This is a genomic window from Colwellia sp. MB3u-41 (assembly GCF_014076845.1).
GTDB lineage: Bacteria > Pseudomonadota > Gammaproteobacteria > Enterobacterales > Alteromonadaceae > Colwellia_A.
This window is the reverse complement of the sequence record NZ_JACGUT010000082.1, coordinates 401003-419203: the sequence shown is the minus strand read 5'-3', so window position 1 is coordinate 419203 and position 18201 is coordinate 401003. Positions and strand designations below refer to the sequence as shown.

Below are 18201 nucleotides of genomic sequence, written 5' to 3'. Positions count from 1 at the left end.
TCATCTGACTTTAATAATAACAAACAGTGATGTTATAAGAATCTTATGCTTGAAAACTTGGTCGATATCCAGAACCTTACGTTTAAACGTGATGAACGAGTGATCTATGATGATATTAGTTTGTCGATCCCGAAAGGAAAAGTGACCGCGATAATGGGCCCTAGTGGTATTGGTAAAACTACCTTACTACGTTTAATTGGTGGGCAACTCAGACCTAACGCTGGAAAAATACTTTTCGACGGACAAAATATTCCGACATTATCTCGTAGCGCACTTTATGAAGCACGCAAACGAATGAGCATGCTGTTTCAAAGTGGTGCATTATTTACCGATATGAGTGTTTATGACAATATCGCTTTTCCGATGCGCGAACATAGCACGTTGTCAGAGTCGTTAATTGAAAAAATGGTATTGATGAAACTTGAAGTGGTGGGGTTGCGTGGCGCTCGCAATTTAGCGCCGGGGGAGCTTTCTGGCGGCATGGCGCGCAGAGTTGCTCTTGCCCGTGCAATCGCTTTAGACCCAGAACTGATTTTATACGACGAGCCTTTTGCGGGACAAGACCCTATTTCAATGGGCGTTATTGTTCGCTTAATAAAAGATTTAAATGAAGCGTTAGGTTTAACATCAGTTGTTGTTTCACATGATGTTACCGAAGTAATGAGTATCGCTGATTACATTTATATCATCGCTGAAAAGAAAATTATCGGCCATGGCACACCATCACAAATCAGCAAACAAACATCACCGTTGGTTCAGCAATTTATCCAAGGTGAAGCGGATGGTCCCGTCCCCTTTCATTTCCCTGCGGCATCTTATCAAGATGAGTTACTGGGTAAGGAACCGATATAATGAATAGTTTACAAAGTTTAGGGCATAATATTATTGCTACTATTGCAGGCCTAGGGCGAGCGATAATCTTGTTACTTTCTGCACTGTTACATGTCCCCAATATTCGTAAAGGCTTCCCACTACTGGTACAGCAGTTATATTCTGTTGGTGTACTTTCACTCTTAATAGTCGTCGTGTCAGGCTTATTTATTGGCATGGTTATTTCGTTACAAGGTTATACTATTTTAGTGGGTTATGGCGCTGAGGGTAGTCTAGGACCCATGGTCGCGTTATCGTTACTCCGTGAATTAGGCCCCGTTGTTGCTGCATTACTGTTTGCGGGTCGTGCAGGCTCTGCATTAACGGCTGAAATTGGTTTAATGAAAGCGACCGAGCAATTGTCGAGTTTAGAAATGATGGCGATTGATCCATTACGTCGCGTAATTGCACCACGATTTTGGGCCGGATTTATTAGTTTGCCTTTGCTTGCTGCCATTTTCTCTGCGGTAGGCATATTTGGGGGGCATCTCGTCGGTGTCGAATGGTTAGGTGTTGATAGTGGAACATTCTGGTCAGTCATGCAGTCCCAAGTAGATTTTCAAAAAGATATTCTTAATGGGGTGATAAAGTCTGTTGTTTTCGCTTTTGTTGTAACTTGGATAGCGGTTTATAAAGGCTATGATTGTATTCCAACGTCAGAAGGCATCAGTCGTGCGACAACGTCAACAGTTGTTCAATCATCGTTATTAGTTTTAGGTTTAGATTTTGTATTAACAGCATTAATGTTTACAAATTAATTTTTGTTGTTGGTTAATTTTATAATAATTTTTATTTTTAGGTTTGGTGAAAGACATGGTGTCGAAGAAAATTGAATTAATGGTTGGTTTATTTGCTGCTATAGGTATCGCAGCTTTACTGGTACTAGCGCTAAAGGTTGCGGATAGTGGTATTTCTGGAAACAGTGAAACATATCAACTTTATGCTAAGTTTGATAATATCGGTGGCTTAAAAGTACGTTCAGCGATAAAAGTGGGTGGTGTTGTTATTGGTCGTGTTAGTCACATTACCATTGACGCAAAAGATTATACGCCGGTAGTCACTTTAGATATTTATACACAGTATATTAATTTTTCAGAAGCAACGTCAGTATCTATTTTAACGGCGGGTTTGTTGGGTGAGCAATATGTTGGATTACGCCCTGGTTTCGTTGATGAATCGGTAGGTACCCTAGTGGCAGGTGACTTTATTGAAGATACTAAACCGGCACTCGTGCTAGAAGAGTTAATTGGACAATTTTTATTTAGTCAGGGAAGTGACTAATAAGTTTACATATGGAGAGTATTAATATCATGAAAAAATTATTGACAGCAATAATAGCGGTCGCTTTATTTAGTAGTTTTAGCGTGACAGCAAATAACGTTGACAAGAAAAACCCATACGCCATGATCGAAACTGTGGCAAAAGTAACTTTTAAACGTTTTTCTGATGAACAAACTGAGATTCGCAAGAACCCAGAAATACTAAAGGTTATTGTTCGTGAAGAACTGATGCCTTATATAAATTACCGGTATGCTGCATTGAAAGTTATTGGTTATAAAAACTTTAAACAAACTACTACACAAAGTCGAGCTGATTTTGTTGATGTATTTAGAGAGTATTTGGTTACCTCATACGCACAAGTTTTTACCTTGTATAAGCAACAAGCAGTTGAATTTGAGCCTGAAAGAGATTTTGATGAAGCAAAAGTAGTTGCTGTTAGAACATCAGTCTTAGACCCAGGTAGACCTCCTATTGATATCTCGTTTCGAGTGAGAAGAAATACCACAACGAACGAATGGAAAGCTTACGATATGGTTGCAGAAGGCGTTAGCTTACTTGACAGTAAAGAAGTAGAACTGAGTGGCTTGATCCGTCAAAAAGGTTTGCCGTACGTTACTGAAATGTTAAAAACAAAAAGTGATCAAAAAATCGTTTTTAAGTAGCGTTATTATGCTATTTCTGTGAAAATTAGGAATTGAAGTGAAGCAAATTAGTTTTATTGAAAAAGATTCACGGGTTATTTTTAGTGGTGAATTAACCTTATTAACTATTGATAATTCATTTGAAAAAAAATCGAAGCAGTTGATTAAATCAGGGAACTTGATCTTTGATTTATCAAATGTTTCAAAAGTTGACACGGCTTGTTTGGCCTGGCTACTGGCCATGCTAGAATTAAGTAATAAGACTAACTGCCAATTAACTTTTGATAACTTACCAAAAGATTTAATAAAATTAGCCCAGTTAAGTTGTGTTGATATGTTTTTACCAAAAACTGATCGTTAGTCTAGTCAGTAACCGGAGATAAATGTGGAAGTTTCAGATATAGAAAGATTACTTAATGATGCCCTTGAACTTGATGAGTTACATGTTGCATTTGATGGATCACAATGTAGAGTGATCGCAGTTGCCGACTTTCTTGGCGAATTAAGCCGAGTAAAGAAACAACAAGCAATATATGCGCCTTTAGCCGAAACAATTAAAGCGGGTGCAATTCATGCGGTATCGATTAAAACGTTCACAACGTCAGTTTGGCAACGTGAAAAAATGTTTAATCTCCCGCTTTAAATTTTCATAACTAGATAAGAATATTCTATTGGACGCATTCAAAATAACAGGTGGTACGGCTCTTAACGGTGAAGTGACCATTTCAGGCGCTAAAAACGCTGCTTTACCTATATTAATGTCAGCCATTCTCTCTAAAACACCTATTACTTTTAGTAACGTACCTAAGTTAAATGATATTGAAACCACCATTAAACTATTAAGCCAATTAGGCGCTAAAGTGCATTGGTCGGGTGATAATCAATTAGTGATTGATGGCAGTACTATTGATCAATGCCGTGCCTCGTACGAATTAGTTAAAACGATGCGTGCATCTATTTTGGTTCTAGGGCCACTACTAGCGCGTTTTGGCCATGCGGAAGTTTCATTACCCGGCGGTTGTGCTATTGGTGCAAGACCGGTGAATTTACATATTCACGGTTTGAAACTAATGGGTGCAGATATCGACGTTGAAAATGGTTATATCATCGCTCGTAATAAAGGGCGATTGCAAGGTGCCACTATCTTTATGGATACGGTCAGCGTTACGGGTACTGAGAACTTAATGATGGCGGCAGCGTTAGCAGAAGGTATTACCACGATTGAAAATGCTGCACGTGAACCTGAAATTGTTGATTTAGCTAATTGCTTAAACGCGATGGGCGCAAAAGTTTCAGGTGCAGGTTCAGATACACTAACGATTGATGGCGTTGCTGAGTTATCAGGTGTTGAGTATCGAGTTATGCCAGACCGTATCGAAACGGGCACTTTTTTAGTTGCTGCTGCGGTTACTCAAGGCAAGGTTAAATGTCTAAATACTGATCCTAAAGCATTGGAAGCAGTAATAAGTAAACTGCAAGAATCAGGTGCTGAAATTACCACAGGTGATGATTGGATAGAGTTAACGATGAATCAACGACCAAGGGCGGTCAATATTCGTACAGCTCCTCATCCTGCTTTTCCTACTGATATGCAAGCACAGTTTGTTACCTTGAATGTGATTGCTGAAGGCAAAGCAACCACAACAGAGACTATTTTTGAAAATCGTTTCATGCATGTTCCTGAATTACAACGCATGGGCGCTGATATCAGCCTTGAAGGTAATACGGCTACTTCTTGTGGTGTTGAATCGTTAAATGGCGCACAAGTGATGGCAACAGACTTACGTGCTTCAGCAAGTTTAGTTATTGCTGGGTTAGTGGCGACCTCAGAGACACAGGTTGATCGTATTTATCATATCGATCGCGGTTATCAAAATATTGAAGATAAACTGCAAGCACTTGGCGCTAATATTACGCGTATAAAAGCAAGTTAGTCTGTAGTTAAGATAAAATATACGTTTTATTAAAGCACCTTTTTAGGTGCTTTTTTTATCACTTCATAAAATGAACAGCTTGGCTGCTGATTATCAGTGTTATTCTTAGCTGAAATTATCAAACAAGCAAAGCTATTTAGCCCATTAATTAGTTATATCGTATTTTCTTAAACTGTTAGAATACGAGATATTGAGCATGTAGAAGTTTTTTATGTTTATTTTTGGGAAAGTTTGGTTAAAGCACAATATATTGTCAAATTATAAAGCGTTCAACACAAATAACACCGCAACATAATGAGAGTATTCAGATGAATAGCATTGATCTTTTTGTAAAAAATTGGGGCAGTAAAAACGCTATGGTACCAATAGCCATTGAAGATATTAACGAGCTTGAAGTCAAGTTGGCGGCTTATTTACCTGATTCATATAAGTACCTAATATCAAGTTACGGTTTGGTTCACACGCCTAATGTTCTCACTAAAATCTGCGATTTAGGTGTTGATATTTCTGAGGTACAAGATTTTTTAAGCTTAGAAGATGTCTTCTCACTTTCAAAGCTATATGAAATGGGTGGTATGCCGAAAGGTCATATATTATTCGCCTCTGATTGCAAGGGCAGCATGTTTTGCTTTAAGCTTAATGATTGTTTAGCTAGGCAAGTTGACAGCGCCGTTTGGTTCTATGACCATGGCGCTTCAACCGTTAAAAAAGTCGCTAATTCTTTTACCGAATGGCTAGAGGCGTTTAATGAACTTTGATATTACCGAACTTGGTGTTCAGGAAAAATACCGCCTGCTAAATGGTGGAGTTACCCCCAGACCAATTGCTTGGATCAGTACACGCTCAAAAGAGGGGGTTGATAACCTTGCTCCTTATTCATTTTTTACCGTGGCAAGTTGTAATCCTCCTGTGCTTCTCTATACACAGGTAAATCAAAGAACTGGCGTTGATAAAGATACCTTACAAAATTTAAGAGAAACGGGTGAATGTGTGATCAATATAGTGAATAGTCACTTACTGGAACAAATGAACCAAACCAGTGCGAGTATTAGCATTAATGAAAGTGAGTTTGATCTGGCCGATATTGAGCAAAGTACTAGTCGCACAGTCGCTCCACCTTCAGTTAAAGCGTCACCTATTCGTTACGAATGTACTTTGAGGGAAATTATCAGTTTAGGTGATTTACCCGCTGGAGGCACTCTTGTACTGTTAGATGTGAAGTCTGTTTTTGTGAGAGATGATATATACAGTGATGAAGGTATAAACCAAGAGCTTATCGACTCAGTAGGTAAAATGGGGGGGGATGGTTATTCCCTCACAACAAAATATTTAGCGCTTAATCGACCGTGAAATCATCACTAATAACTCGCTGAACTAGCGAGTTTTACTTAGCAATAATTTACCGTACCAAAAAATATAACTTTAATGGATTGATCAACGCGACTGCGTCAGTCTAGAGCATTTAATAAGAGCCATGTACATGCATTCAAAAATTCAGTTAAGTAAAGAAGACATCAGACAAGATAAACCGCCCCGCGATGAATACATAAAGCAGGCAAAAATTCCCTTAGTATTGGTTTTAGACAATGTCACCAATAGTTACAATATCGGTGCATTCATTCGTTTAGCCGATGCTTTTGCTATTGAAAAAATCATTATCTGTGGCGAGCTAACTATCTCAGATAAAAAATTGAAAAAAGCCTCTAGAAATGAAGCTAAATGGGTAGAAATTGAATACAGCAATAGCACAACGGAAAGCTTACAAATATTAATAGACGATGGTTATACTGTTTTTGGTGTTGAACTCTGCCAGCAGTCGGTTGACTATAAAGATATGACATATCCATCTTCTTGTGCATTAGTACTAGGTAATGAACGCAAGGGCGTTAGCGAAGCAGCATTAACGCTCAGTCATCATCAAATACACATTTCTATGTTTGGCATGGGTAACTCTTTGAATGTTTCAACTGCTGGCGCTATTGTCTTAGCTGAATGTACTGATCAAATTCGTAAGAAATTAGCGCTGTAAGATGATATTCAAAGTGCGGGGAAAGTAAAAAGAGTGATGATTTTTAGTCAGCTTGGCTGGGCTTTGACATATCACTCTTCCTAACATTGTTTTCTTTTGATCTATCTTTCGCCCATTCATGCTTGGACTTATTCGCTTTTATACCTGTTTGGTTATTACACTTTAACGCAGTAAATGATAATCGAGTGAGCAAAGGAAAATGATCTGAACCCATTGACGGTAAACGCTTACTTTTTTGTAGCGTAAAATTTTTGCTGTGAAATAAATGATCTAAAGGCCATCGAACTAGTGGGTAATCGACATGAAAAGTGTTGAACACTCATCGCCCAACGCGTGGGTCAAGTAAACCACTAACTTTACCAAACATTCAGTTGTGGCTGATCAAGCAACATGATTATGGTCGCCAGTCACGATAACGGGTTGATTACTGTCAGCGATGCTCATCGCTCATCGCGACAACAAGCAACTTAGCATCTCGCTGTGCCGATTTAGTGTTATCGGTTGGGCTTGGTGGAGCAGGGTGTAGAAAATATACACGAACTTTGTCTCCTATGGGTAACTATACTGTTGTATGTATCGATGGCACCTCTTTTTCAATTAAATAGCAAATCTCTTGCTCCACTAAAGGCAATCGCGAAAAAATATGCATACCATAGAGGTAACAGTGGGCATTTTACGCTGTTTAATCAACGGTATTAATTTATTTGCATTGCGATTTGGTGTCAGTAAATTCGAGGTAATAATACTGAGTTGTTTGTTTTCATCATATTGTAAGGTGTTAACATGACTATAAACGATGCATTGCGACTGAACACAGGAACGCTGACTAGCGGTTTCATTATCAATTAATTGGTTATGGTTTACCGCTTTTATTGGCGGTAACTTAATACGATCGGCATTCACCAAATGGTGTCCTATTATTTTTTTGCTAAAAAGAATGGGTTTGAAAGATGAATAAAAAAAGATTACAAAGAGAGTGATTGGTTATTGGCCATTTTTAAAAAGTGCAGGTACTAATGATACCTGTAAAGGTTTACTCCTCTTTTACTTAACCGCAGATATGTAAGTTCAACCTGTAAATAAAGTTTGGCTGATTTTTAAAGTTAAATAGGGTCAGCATAGAGCTTAACTGACCCCTTTTAAGTTGTTTATACCAGGCTAACCAAGTGTGCAGTTTTCATTGATAGGTATTAACGATAAAATGCTTCAACAGTTCCTTTTATCTTTACCAAAAGTGGTTGGCCACGACGGTCTAACGCTTTGTTCATCGGAACTTTTACCCAACCTTCACTGATGCAATATTCTTCAACATCAAAACGCTCTTTACCGTTAAGACGAATACCAATATCGTGTTCAAAAATTTCTTCCACATGATGCGGGCTGCGGGGATTACCCGAAAGGTGATCTGGTAAATCAGGTAGCGATTTAGTGTCGTTCATGTTCATGACCTGTAGTAAATAGATAGGGCGCTATTGTAGGCAATATAGGCACACCCCTCAATAGCCGTAGTCATAAATGTTAGCACCAAGCGTTATAAAATTGATAAAATTAATGTTTGTAACGCCGATAAAAGTGTTAACGTGGGGTCGTTATAGATTTCATTCATTATAAAGTCGATAAAAAACAGTTTTTTTTGAAAAAGTCAAAATAGTATGGTGTTTACAACACCTGTTATTGCTCTTTTATTGAACATTGATAAACAATTAAACATATATACACCCGTTTAATTTTGGCTACATACGTTGTTGTTCTAAACAGTAGGACCTTCTCTTTTGAAAAACATTATATGAAAACTCTGGCGAGTACGCTCTTTGCGCTTTTGGCATTCGCAGCCAACTCAGTGCTATGTAGATTAGCATTGGGCGAGAATGCGATTGATGCAACGAGTTTTACCGTTATAAGATTGCTTTCTGGCATTGTTATTTTGATCCTCGTAATGCAACTAACAAGTAAATCAAATGAGAAAAAACCGACAACGAAGGGAAGTTGGTTAGCGGCAAGTATGCTCTTTATTTATGCTATTGCTTTTTCATTTGGCTATGTGTCATTAGATACAGGAACAGGAGCACTTATTCTCTTTGGCGCCGTTCAAATAACGATGATTATGGTGAATGTTATTTCAGGAAATAAACTTCACTTTACTGAATGGACAGGCCTAGTTATTGCCTTCACAGGCTTTGTTTATTTAATTATTCCAAGCTTAGTGACGCCATCATTTGTTGGGTTTATTCTCATGGCCATTTCAGGTATTGCCTGGGGGCTTTATACTCTGCTAGGCAGAACCTCGACAAACCCTCTGAGCGACACGGCCTATAATTTTTTGCGTACCTCTCCTTTTATTTTAATACTGGTGATTTTTGGCCTTGATAATGTTCATATAACTTCAATAGGGATTTTATTTGCCATTTTGTCTGGGGCTATAGCCTCTGGAATAGGTTATTTTGTCTGGTATATCGCACTTAGAGGACTCTCTGTCACGCAAGCGGCTGTTGTTCAGTTGTTCGTACCAGTGATTGCTGGCGTAGGAGGTGTTATTTTTACCAACGAACTTATTACACATCGGTTAATTGAGTCATCTGCGTTGGTTCTTGGTGGTATTTTGATGGTTATTCTGGGGAGATATTACTTTGTTCAATTGGCATTAAAAAAGAAAAAAATCGTTTAATGGGAAGTGATTGTCCAGTAAATTTATAGGTTCTCAATGAATTTACTTGAGGGACTTTATTTATTATTAGCCAGCACAAGATAGGGCTTAATGACTGAGCGCTCTGCATCGCTAAATATTATTTTCTTCGGTCCAATCTTTGAGTCTTTCTAGAATATCCAATGCTGTGCGGCCAAAATCAGTTATTTCATAAGCAACAGCAATAGGACGATCGCTAATGACTTCTCGCGTAACTAAGCCTTGGACTTCTAACTCTTTTAGACGTTGATCAACCATTTTCTTGCTTGCCCCACCTAACATCCGCGATAATTCGTTAAAACGTACCGGGCCATCTTTTAGATGCCAAAGAATAGACGCTTTCCATTTACCCCCTAGTACTCTCATACCCCGCTCAATAAGACAAGGTTGCTCACAGCTTTTAGGATTTATTTTATTTACGTTGTCCTTTGTTTTTATAGTATTTTTCATTATATTTCACTTATAATCTTAGTGGTTACTAAAAGTATACTAGTTGATTTTATTAACCACACTAGCATAATACTGCTCCATAGAGCTACTTATCAAGAGGCATTAATATTAATGCCATTTTAGGAAAAATTTTATGCCAACACTCACCTCTTATGATGCCATTAACAGATCGCCATTGGGTGATGTTCCTCTTACTGAACCTTTGCAGATGCAAGCGGTTGTTTTGCGCGCAAAAAAAGCGCAAAAATATTGGTCGGCACTTCCTCTTGAAGTACGTCAACAAAAAGTCGTTCAGGCTTATGAACGTCTTATTTCAGTTGAAGATCAGCTTGCATTATTGATCAGCAAAGAAATGGGTAAAGACCACCGCAGAGCAAAGTATGAAGTAGCGGGCACTATTCAGAATGTGAAATATTTTACACAAGAAATCGCTCAAGCGCTAACGAGTGAGTCAATCGGACACGAGACTAAAATGCAATACCGACCTTTAGGTGTTGTTGCTGTTATTTCACCTTGGAACTATCCATTGGCTATGGCAAACAACTTGTTGTTGCCCGCACTAATCGCGGGTAATAGTGTTGTGCTAAAACCGTCGGAAGAAACACCGTTAGTTGCTGAACTTTTTATTAAAACATTGAACCAGCTACTACCTGAAAACGTATTACAAGTGGTGCATGGCGATGCAGAAACGGGCAAAGCTTTAGTTAATGCCGATATCAATATGGTTGCTTTCACAGGTTCCCTTGGTGCAGGTAAGCATATTATGGCAAGCGCTGCTTCAGGGCTTAAACGTTTAGTGATGGAATTGGGTGGCAACGACCCACTCATTGTGATGGCAAGTGCTGATATTGACAAGGCAGTACAATTTGCCGTAGCGAGCTCTTTTGAAAATACTGGACAAATGTGTACTTCTACAGAGCGTATTTATGTTGACGAACGTATAGCTGATGAGTTTGAGCATAAAGTCGTTGCCTTTGCATCTCGCTATCAAGCCGGAGCTTGGGATGAAGAAAATGTCAATATTGGTCCAATTGTTAACCCTAAACAGCATGCGAAAGTGCTGTCTCAATTAAAAGATGCCCATGCCAAAGGCGCGGCGTTTTTGTTGGGAAGCCATCATTATGAACTGCCCTTTATACAGCCAACTGTCGTGACCGGTATAACGCCAGATATGCTTTTAGAGCAAGATGAAACCTTTGGTCCAATTGTAGCTATAAGTCGTTTTAACGTTTTATCTGAGGCGATTGATCGTGCCAATGCCAGCCCATATGGTTTAGGTGCGGTGGTCTTTGGTGGCTCAGACGCAAATAACGTTGCTGAGCAAATGGAAGCAGGCATGGTGGCAATTAATCAAGGTGCAGGTGGTCCAGGACCATGGGTTGGCGCCAAGCAAAGTGGCTTTGGCTTTCATGGCACAGCTGCTGGTCATCGACAATTTTCGCAATTGAGAATTATTAGCAAATAAGTGTTTTAACTCAATAAGTTTAATTGTCGATTGCTTAACAAAAGATATGCAGCAATACCTAACAACTGTTACTGATAGAGTAAAATATGAATGTAAAAATAGACACAGTCGCTGATTTTTTTGTCGCGGCTTTAGAGCCTGGCGCAGAACACCCTGCTTTACCTGCATGGGGTAACCGTCAATCAAACCCAGCGAAATTGAATGATAAATTTGATACCAGTCATATTAAACGACATGATTTGGCGCAGGTGCCTGGTGCATTTCAGTTATTGAATGTATTGAGCAAAGAGGAATGTGAAGCGCTGATCAGTATTAGTGAACAGTTAACGTTCTTGCCTGATGCGGCTGTTTCTTTGCCACGAAGTGTTCGCCACAATGACAGTTTAACTTGGATAGTTGATGAGCAAACAGATGGTATTATTTGGCAGCGTATGGCGCATTTTATGGATGACCGACAGGCTATTTTTGCTGGCAGTAAAGCGTTAGGTATTAATGCGCGTTTTCGCTTTTATCGATATAACCCTGATGATTATTTCAAGCCTCATTCTGATGGCTCTTGGCCAGGAAGCCGTGTTATTAACGACCAGTTGATTACTAATGCTTACCCTGAACTTTATAGTCAAATGACTTGTTTAATCTTCTTAAGTGAAAATTTTCAAGGGGGAGAAACACGTTTCTTAGTGAATGCTGATGATGCAACTAAACCAGCAATGAGGAACGACAAAGTTAAAAACGTTGATATTCGCACCCCCGCTGGTGGTATATTGTGCTTTCCTCATGGCATGCACCCGTTGCATTGTATACACAGTTCAGTGCCAATTACGGAAGGTATTAAATATATAATTCGCAGTGATGTTTTGTTTGAACTTTAAGCAGACTTAATTATACAACAGGGCTAAATACACCAATCATCTAAAATTTAAATAGATGATTTTTTTTAGTGATTTAGCCTTAGATAAACCGTTTGGTAATACTTGGTTTATCAGAGGTTCTTTAGCGGTAATGTTCACAAATTAAAACAGTGAACTGGGTTTATTTTGTACTACAATTGTTTTGTAGTCCATGCTAAAGAGCAATTAATGTAAATATACACAGTAGAAAGGTGTCAATGTATGGCTAGTCAGCTATTTCATTTGTTGGAAAAGTGGCAAGAAAATAAAGACAACTATGAATGGGTTCTGGGAGTTGTATACAAAACAGAAGGCTCTAGTTATAGAAAAACCGGTGCGATGATGTTGTTTAACAGCCTAGGTCAACAATTTGGTATGTTAAGTGGTGGCTGTATTGAAGGAGACATACTGATTCATGCTAAAGCTTGTATGAGTAGTAATAAGCCTAGTTTGTTAACTTATGACGGTAGCGATGAAGATGATTTATCATTTCAGTTAGGTATTGGTTGTGGTGGTAAAGTTCATATATTGCTACAAGCAATTAATCAACAAAACGATTACCTTTCATTATTAGTTGTTTATCAGGCATTAGCTAAACGTAAATCAGGTACTTATTTTCAAGAAATATCAGCAAGCAGTACACAAGCTTATTTCACCGAACAAACAGATGCAACACAAACGACACCATCAGTTAAGCCCGTACTTGTAGAAAAAAATAATCAGCAATGGTTATCTACTCCAATTAAACCTGTGCCACACTTATTGGTTATTGGCGGCGGTGTTGATGCTCGCCCAGTTGTTGATATAGCATCTACTTTAGGTTGGACAGTAAGTCTATGGGACCCTAGAGCGGCCAATGCAAGAAAAAATTACTTTACAGCCGCAGATACTATTCTTAAGGGGAGCGTTGAATCAGTTGGTGAGTATGCGCGTAACAAGCTTGTTGATGCGGTCATTTTAATGAGCCATAGTGTTTCTTTAGATGCCGCATGTCTATCGGTATTACAACAAGAAACAATCAGTTATATGGCGTTGTTGGGCCCCACCCATCGAAAAAATCAGGTATTGGACGTTGCAAAACTTAAAGAAGAGGCGTTAACGGTCACGTTGTCTGGTCCTGCGGGGCTTGACTTAGGTGATGAGTATCCTGAGAGCATCGCTTTATCGATTATTAGTGAGTGCCAAGCAAGCTTAAATAAAAAAACAGCCACTTCAATAAGTGGTGTACTTAATAAATTTATGAGTTGTTAATTTCAACTCACTTATTGGAGAGACAAATATGATTGCATTCAAGTTAAATGGGAAAGATGTTTCCTCTACTTCCGAGGGCGACACACCGCTGTTATGGGTTATTCGTGACGAACTTGGTTTTAAAGGAACAAAATTTGGTTGCGGTATTGGCATGTGTGGGGCCTGTACTGTACACATTGACGGCGCTGCAGTTAGAACATGTTCTTTTCCATTACAAGCGGCGATGAATAAGAATATAACCACAATAGAGGGGTTGAATAACAATCATCCATTACAAAAAACATGGATTGATGAACAGGTCCCCCAATGTGGTTACTGCCAATCGGGACAAATCATGCAAGCAGCAACATTGCTAGCAAAAAATCCATCGCCGAGTGAACAAGAAATAGTTGACCATATGAGCGGTAATTTGTGTCGCTGTATGGCATATGCTCGTATTAAAAGTGCGATTAGCAGTGCTGCAGATGTTATGTCAGCTGATGTGCAGTATTTTGATCCCACCTCTTCAACACAACAATCATAGGGCGTATGACAATGCAAAATATTAAAGATGCAAAAAATAATGTCAGCTTATCTCGCCGTCGTTTTTTAGTGGGTACCGTTAGCAGTTCACTTGTCATGGCTTTTGCGCCACTTGCTAGCGCAGCGAGTTTAACGTTAAGCCCACAAGAAACGCTACAAAGTAAATTGTTTTCACCCACCGTTTGGTTTGAAATTAATCCTATGGGTGAAATTAACATAAATATCGCTAAGGCTGAAATGGGACAACATATTGGTACTGCGCTTGCTCGCGTTGTTGCTGATGAATTAGGTGCTGATTGGTCGAAAGTATCGATAACTCATGTAGATACTGATCCTAAATGGGGATATATGGTTACAGGGGGGTCGTGGTCTGTATTTCAAACATTTAAACCTCTTTCTCAAGCCGGCGCCGCAGGTCGTATTGCATTAATAGAAGCCGCAGCCAAAATATTAAATTGCCCTGTTGACCAATGTCGTGCTGAGAATGGAGCAGTCGTTTACCAAGACCGTTCAATTAGTTTTGGTGATATCGTTGCCAAAGGTACGTTTAACCGTGCTTTTACTCCAGAAGAAATTGACGCATTACCACTTAAGCCAGCAAGTAAAAGAACGCTCGTTGGAAAACCTGGTTTAGCGCTTGATATCCCTGCTAAGACTAATGGCTCAGCCGTTTATGGTATTGATGTCGAATTGGCTGGTATGGTCTATGCTCGGCCTATTCTTCCGCCTACCCGATACGGTAGTAAAGTAACAAATGTTGATGATAGTGCTGCCAAAAAGGTAAAAGGTTATCTTGGTTATCATATTTTAAAAGACCCCAGTGACCTGATTCAAGGTTGGGTTAGTGTTCAAGCCGATACATATTATGGCGCGATAAAAGCCGGTGATGCTTTAAAGGTAAGTTATCAAGCAGGTAAAACAGCTAAAGTCAGTGAGCAAGATATTATAAAAGAAGGTGAGCGTTTAGTTGCTGATGAGAGTGAAGGTGGCTTGTTTGTTAACGAGGGCGATTTTTCAGCAGCGAGAGCGAAAGCCGCTAAAACTATCGAAGCGACTTATCGTACGCATACCGCGTTACACTTTGCTCTAGAGCCAGTTAATGCAACAGTGGAAGAGAAAGATGGTCTCTGGCACGTTTACACGGGTAATCAATGGCAATCGTTAACTTTGCCAGCGATCGCCAAAGCGCTACAAGTTGCTGACGATAAAATCGTTATGCACCAGCAATATTTAGGGGGTGGATTTGGTCGCCGTTTGTTTGGCGATTATGCCATTCCTGCTGTGCTGACCTCTAAAGCGGTTGGTAAACCAGTGAAAATGGTCTTTACTCGAGAAGATGATTCTAGATTTGATCAACCTAGATCACCCTCTGTTGCTTCATTTCGAGCTTCATTTGACCAAGAGAATCAACTGACCGGTATGGAGCATGTCTTTGCTGCTGGCTGGCCAACTTTAACAATGGCGCCAGGGTTTATGCCTGAAAGTCTAGATAAAAAGATTCGTGTAGACCCTTTTTCAACAAGCGGTGCTGATCACTGGTACAGCATAGAAAATAATCGTGTACGAGCGATTAATAATGATCTAGCACAGCAAACTATTTTACCTGGATTTTTAAGATCAGTGGGTCAAGGTTGGATTGTCTGGGGAGTGGAGTCGTTTATTGATGAAATTGCGCATCAAATGAAAGCTGATCCGATTGATTTTCGTTTATCAATGCTCGATGGTCTAGGTAAACAAGCAGGTAAAGCGCCTGAAAGTGTAGGTGGTGCCAAGCGATTAGCGAATGTGTTGAACATACTTAAGCAAAAAACAAAGAATGTTAAACTAGCAAAAAATGAAGGTGTTGGTATTGCAATCAGTGCAGGACAAGAAAGAACTATGCCAGCTTGGATGGCTTGTGCGGCACAGGTACATGTTGAACCAAGCTCAGGGAAAGTAACGGTTAAAAAACTCACTATGGTTGCTGATGCAGGTGTTATTGTTCATCCCGATGGCGCATTAGCGCAAGTACAAGGTTCTATGCTCTGGGGAACGAGCTTAGCATTACATGAGCAAAGCCCAATAGAAAATGGTCAGGTGAGTAATACTAATCTACATACTTACTCACCATTGCGTATGAATGATATGCCTGAGTTGGATATTGAATTTGTAGAAAGTGATGAGTTTCCTGTTGGTTTGGGTGAGCCTGGAGTGATAGCGATAGCGCCTGCCATCGGCAATGCTATTTTTCAAATAACAGGAGTTAGAGTGCGAGATCTTCCTATTAGCGCTGAAGCGTTAAAAGGTGCTTAAGCCATCGTTCATTATTACTTTACAGTAATGGCGATAAGTAAACTAACCTTTATTCGTTGATATATTAAAGCCCTTAGTGTCGCTAATACGCACTAAGGGCTTTTTTTATGAAAGGTCATAAAGGTTAAGCAAGTCACAGCAGACTATTGCACTATAAAGGGTTTATTTCTCAGCGAGATTACAGAGTAGCTACATGCATAATATTAAACTCTCGCGTTTTGATAAAAAGTAATCTATAACTAAAAATAAAATAAAATATTAAATCCTTATTATCATTATGTTATGGAATTTTTTGAGGTCGATTAAATGCAACGAATGGGTTCAATTACAAAGTATTTAGCATTTTTATTTGGTGTACTTATTAGTTTAATGATCATATTTTTCATATATTCCTACATCTTAAAAAGTCAGCTTTTTGAACAGGGAGAGAATATACTTGCCGATTTAGTTCATACCACAGAGCAAGGATATAGTGTTTTAGCGTCATTAAATAACAAAGGTTTTTCTAACTGCTCCACTGAAAACTTATTGGCGATGCGAAAATATCAATTTGAATCGAACGATATTAAAGATATTGGTTTCCTTAGCAATGATTTATTAACCTGTACAACGGGTATCGGCCTCTTAACGAAACCTATAAAAGAAACCTCACCTAATCTGATAATCGACGGCCATAAGTTTTGGTTTAATCATAAATTGATTACCTTTGATAGAACACTCCAAGGTATTGTTATACGTAAGGATAAGTACAATATAGTCGCGTCGTTCAAAGGGCTTTTATATGAACACAGAAAATTTAAAGAGTATGAGTTATTAGCTGTTAAGGGTAATGAAATAACACACCTTTTCGGAATACAGGGTCTTTATCAACAAAAAGCAAAAACGGGTAAGCCTCATTTCAGTACGGGACTGTTATTACACTCTTTAGAATTATGTGCCCCTAAAGGGATAATATGTGTGGTTATTCAGCAGAAAAACTTTTCAGAATTTCAAGTTGGTTCTGTTTTATTAATTTTAATGTTTATATCTTTAGTCTCAGGCGTTGCTACTTTGCATGCTTATCAATCGATTTACAGTTACATCTATAGTACGAAAAGAAGAATAAAATTAGGCTTATCTTTTAAAGGCATTAAACCTCATTATCAGCCTATAATTGAACTAAAAACAGGGAGAGTTATGGGGTGTGAGCTACTTGCGCGATTTGAAGATCATATTGGTCCCATTTACCCTGATCAATTTATTTCTGTCGTGAGTGAATTAGACATGTCTTGGCTTATGACGGAACATCTTATTTTACAAGCAATACATGATTTTAAAGAGATTAAAGTGATTGATAAACCATTTTACCTCTCAATTAATGTTTTTCCAAAAGATATTAATAATGGCAATATTCTTAAAGGTGTTGAGCTGTTAAAAAATATAACGCCTAACTTGCAAATTTGCTTTGAGGTAACAGAAGACGAAGAGTTACATTATAGTAAGGTAGGAGATACATTAGAAAAACTTTCAAAAAGCCATATAAAAATATCTATCGATGACTTTGGTACAGGTTACTCTAATTTGTCTCAGTTAAAGTTGTTAGATATTGATACATTAAAAGTAGATAAGTCATTTATTGATGAAGTGGAAACAGGTTCTATTCGGTCAACATTAATCCCTAATATTGTTTCGATAGCAGAAAAATTAGAAGCAACTATTATTGCTGAAGGCATTGAAAATAGGTTGCAAGTTGATGAGTTATTGAAAATGGATATTGAACTTGGACAAGGTTGGTATTACGCAAAAGCTTTACCCTTTAAAGAGTTTAAATATTATTTACTCAGTAATAGTGATTACAAGTTTACTGAATAGCATAGGAGCATGAGCTTAATTTGACACAAATAGTGAAATTTC

22 protein-coding genes are annotated in these 18201 nt (G+C 38.6%); 18 read left to right on the top strand and 4 right to left on the bottom strand.

The window, feature by feature from the left end; all coding sequences use genetic code 11:
• Window positions 1–45 precede the first annotated feature (45 nt).
• The 10 genes from mlaF to H4J73_RS15635 all read left to right on the top strand — a co-directional run bounded on the left by mlaF (window position 46) and on the right by H4J73_RS15635 (window position 6755).
• The gene (gene mlaF / locus H4J73_RS15680) at window positions 46–852 is read left to right on the top strand and encodes a phospholipid ABC transporter ATP-binding protein MlaF (protein WP_182223565.1); all 807 of its coding nucleotides are present in this window, start codon (window positions 46–48) and stop codon (window positions 850–852) included.
• The gene (mlaE, locus tag H4J73_RS15675; protein ID WP_220459973.1) at window positions 852–1628 is read left to right on the top strand and encodes a lipid asymmetry maintenance ABC transporter permease subunit MlaE; all 777 of its coding nucleotides are present in this window, start codon (window positions 852–854) and stop codon (window positions 1626–1628) included. Before mlaF ends, mlaE begins: the two co-directional genes overlap by 1 nt.
• Window positions 1629–1683: 55 nt before the next feature.
• Entirely contained in the window at window positions 1684–2151 is a 468-nt protein-coding gene (gene mlaD / locus H4J73_RS15670) for an outer membrane lipid asymmetry maintenance protein MlaD (RefSeq protein WP_182177251.1), read from the top strand.
• A 29-nt stretch (window positions 2152–2180) separates the two neighbouring features.
• Complete coding sequence (locus H4J73_RS15665) at window positions 2181–2813, top strand: ABC transporter substrate-binding protein (RefSeq protein ID WP_259366600.1); 633 nt, start codon at window positions 2181–2183, stop codon at window positions 2811–2813.
• Between the two features lie 37 nt (window positions 2814–2850).
• On the top strand, window positions 2851–3153 hold the full coding sequence (locus H4J73_RS15660; RefSeq protein ID WP_182177249.1) for a lipid asymmetry maintenance protein MlaB: 303 nt from the start codon (window positions 2851–2853) through the stop codon (window positions 3151–3153).
• 24 nt (window positions 3154–3177) lie between these two features.
• Window positions 3178–3435: a BolA family protein gene (locus H4J73_RS15655; protein WP_182177248.1), complete on the top strand. Its 258-nt coding sequence runs from the start codon at window positions 3178–3180 to the stop codon at window positions 3433–3435.
• Between the two features lie 28 nt (window positions 3436–3463).
• Window positions 3464–4726 carry a UDP-N-acetylglucosamine 1-carboxyvinyltransferase gene (murA, locus tag H4J73_RS15650; RefSeq protein WP_182177247.1) on the top strand — a complete coding sequence of 421 codons (1263 nt, stop codon included), beginning with the start codon at window positions 3464–3466 and terminating at the stop codon, window positions 4724–4726.
• A gap of 308 nt (window positions 4727–5034) precedes the next feature.
• Window positions 5035–5484 (top strand): SMI1/KNR4 family protein, encoded by a 450-nt coding sequence (locus tag H4J73_RS15645; RefSeq protein ID WP_182177246.1) that lies wholly within the window; start codon window positions 5035–5037, stop codon window positions 5482–5484.
• Window positions 5474–6076 (top strand): flavin reductase family protein, encoded by a 603-nt coding sequence (locus H4J73_RS15640; protein ID WP_182177245.1) that lies wholly within the window; start codon window positions 5474–5476, stop codon window positions 6074–6076. The genes H4J73_RS15645 and H4J73_RS15640 overlap by 11 nt, the downstream gene beginning before the upstream one ends.
• 130 nt (window positions 6077–6206) lie before the next feature.
• Complete coding sequence (locus H4J73_RS15635) at window positions 6207–6755, top strand: TrmH family RNA methyltransferase (RefSeq protein ID WP_182177244.1); 549 nt, start codon at window positions 6207–6209, stop codon at window positions 6753–6755.
• Between the two features lie 43 nt (window positions 6756–6798).
• On the opposite strand, the gene H4J73_RS15630 is transcribed toward H4J73_RS15635, so the two are convergent.
• Both H4J73_RS15630 and H4J73_RS20835 read right to left on the bottom strand, forming a co-directional pair.
• Window positions 6799–7074, bottom strand: coding sequence for a hypothetical protein (locus H4J73_RS15630; RefSeq protein WP_182177243.1), 276 nt, complete (start codon window positions 7072–7074; stop codon window positions 6799–6801).
• Window positions 7075–7376: 302 nt separating this feature from the next.
• The gene (locus H4J73_RS20835; protein ID WP_310649639.1) at window positions 7377–7661 is read right to left on the bottom strand and encodes a hypothetical protein; all 285 of its coding nucleotides are present in this window, start codon (window positions 7659–7661) and stop codon (window positions 7377–7379) included.
• Here H4J73_RS20835 and H4J73_RS21045 point away from each other — a divergent pair.
• Window positions 7627–7713: a hypothetical protein gene (locus tag H4J73_RS21045; RefSeq protein WP_310649957.1), complete on the top strand. Its 87-nt coding sequence runs from the start codon at window positions 7627–7629 to the stop codon at window positions 7711–7713. The genes H4J73_RS20835 and H4J73_RS21045 overlap by 35 nt on opposite strands.
• Window positions 7714–7945: 232 nt before the next feature.
• On the opposite strand, the gene H4J73_RS15620 is transcribed toward H4J73_RS21045, so the two are convergent.
• Entirely contained in the window at window positions 7946–8194 is a 249-nt protein-coding gene (locus tag H4J73_RS15620; protein WP_182177242.1) for a DUF3297 family protein, read from the bottom strand.
• Between the two features lie 347 nt (window positions 8195–8541).
• Between H4J73_RS15620 and H4J73_RS15615 the strand changes: the two genes are divergently transcribed.
• The gene (locus H4J73_RS15615; RefSeq protein ID WP_182177241.1) at window positions 8542–9420 is read left to right on the top strand and encodes a DMT family transporter; all 879 of its coding nucleotides are present in this window, start codon (window positions 8542–8544) and stop codon (window positions 9418–9420) included.
• A 111-nt stretch (window positions 9421–9531) separates the two neighbouring features.
• Here H4J73_RS15615 and H4J73_RS15610 read toward each other — a convergent pair whose 3' ends face one another.
• Window positions 9532–9888 carry a helix-turn-helix domain-containing protein gene (locus H4J73_RS15610; protein ID WP_182177240.1) on the bottom strand — a complete coding sequence of 119 codons (357 nt, stop codon included), beginning with the start codon at window positions 9886–9888 and terminating at the stop codon, window positions 9532–9534.
• Window positions 9889–10021: 133 nt separating this feature from the next.
• On the opposite strand from H4J73_RS15610, the gene H4J73_RS15605 reads away from it, so the two are divergent.
• The 6 genes from H4J73_RS15605 to H4J73_RS15580 all read left to right on the top strand — a co-directional run bounded on the left by H4J73_RS15605 (window position 10022) and on the right by H4J73_RS15580 (window position 18159).
• Complete coding sequence (locus tag H4J73_RS15605; protein WP_182223564.1) at window positions 10022–11353, top strand: aldehyde dehydrogenase; 1332 nt, start codon at window positions 10022–10024, stop codon at window positions 11351–11353.
• An 86-nt stretch (window positions 11354–11439) separates the two neighbouring features.
• Window positions 11440–12225 carry an oxidoreductase gene (locus tag H4J73_RS15600; RefSeq protein ID WP_182177238.1) on the top strand — a complete coding sequence of 262 codons (786 nt, stop codon included), beginning with the start codon at window positions 11440–11442 and terminating at the stop codon, window positions 12223–12225.
• Between the two features lie 240 nt (window positions 12226–12465).
• The gene (locus H4J73_RS15595; RefSeq protein WP_182177237.1) at window positions 12466–13494 is read left to right on the top strand and encodes an XdhC family protein; all 1029 of its coding nucleotides are present in this window, start codon (window positions 12466–12468) and stop codon (window positions 13492–13494) included.
• A 28-nt stretch (window positions 13495–13522) separates the two neighbouring features.
• The gene (locus H4J73_RS15590; RefSeq protein ID WP_182177236.1) at window positions 13523–14017 is read left to right on the top strand and encodes a (2Fe-2S)-binding protein; all 495 of its coding nucleotides are present in this window, start codon (window positions 13523–13525) and stop codon (window positions 14015–14017) included.
• A 5-nt stretch (window positions 14018–14022) separates the two neighbouring features.
• Window positions 14023–16308: a xanthine dehydrogenase family protein molybdopterin-binding subunit gene (locus tag H4J73_RS15585; protein WP_182177235.1), complete on the top strand. Its 2286-nt coding sequence runs from the start codon at window positions 14023–14025 to the stop codon at window positions 16306–16308.
• 306 nt (window positions 16309–16614) lie between these two features.
• Entirely contained in the window at window positions 16615–18159 is a 1545-nt protein-coding gene (locus H4J73_RS15580; RefSeq protein WP_182177234.1) for an EAL domain-containing protein, read from the top strand.
• Window positions 18160–18201 lie beyond the last annotated feature (42 nt).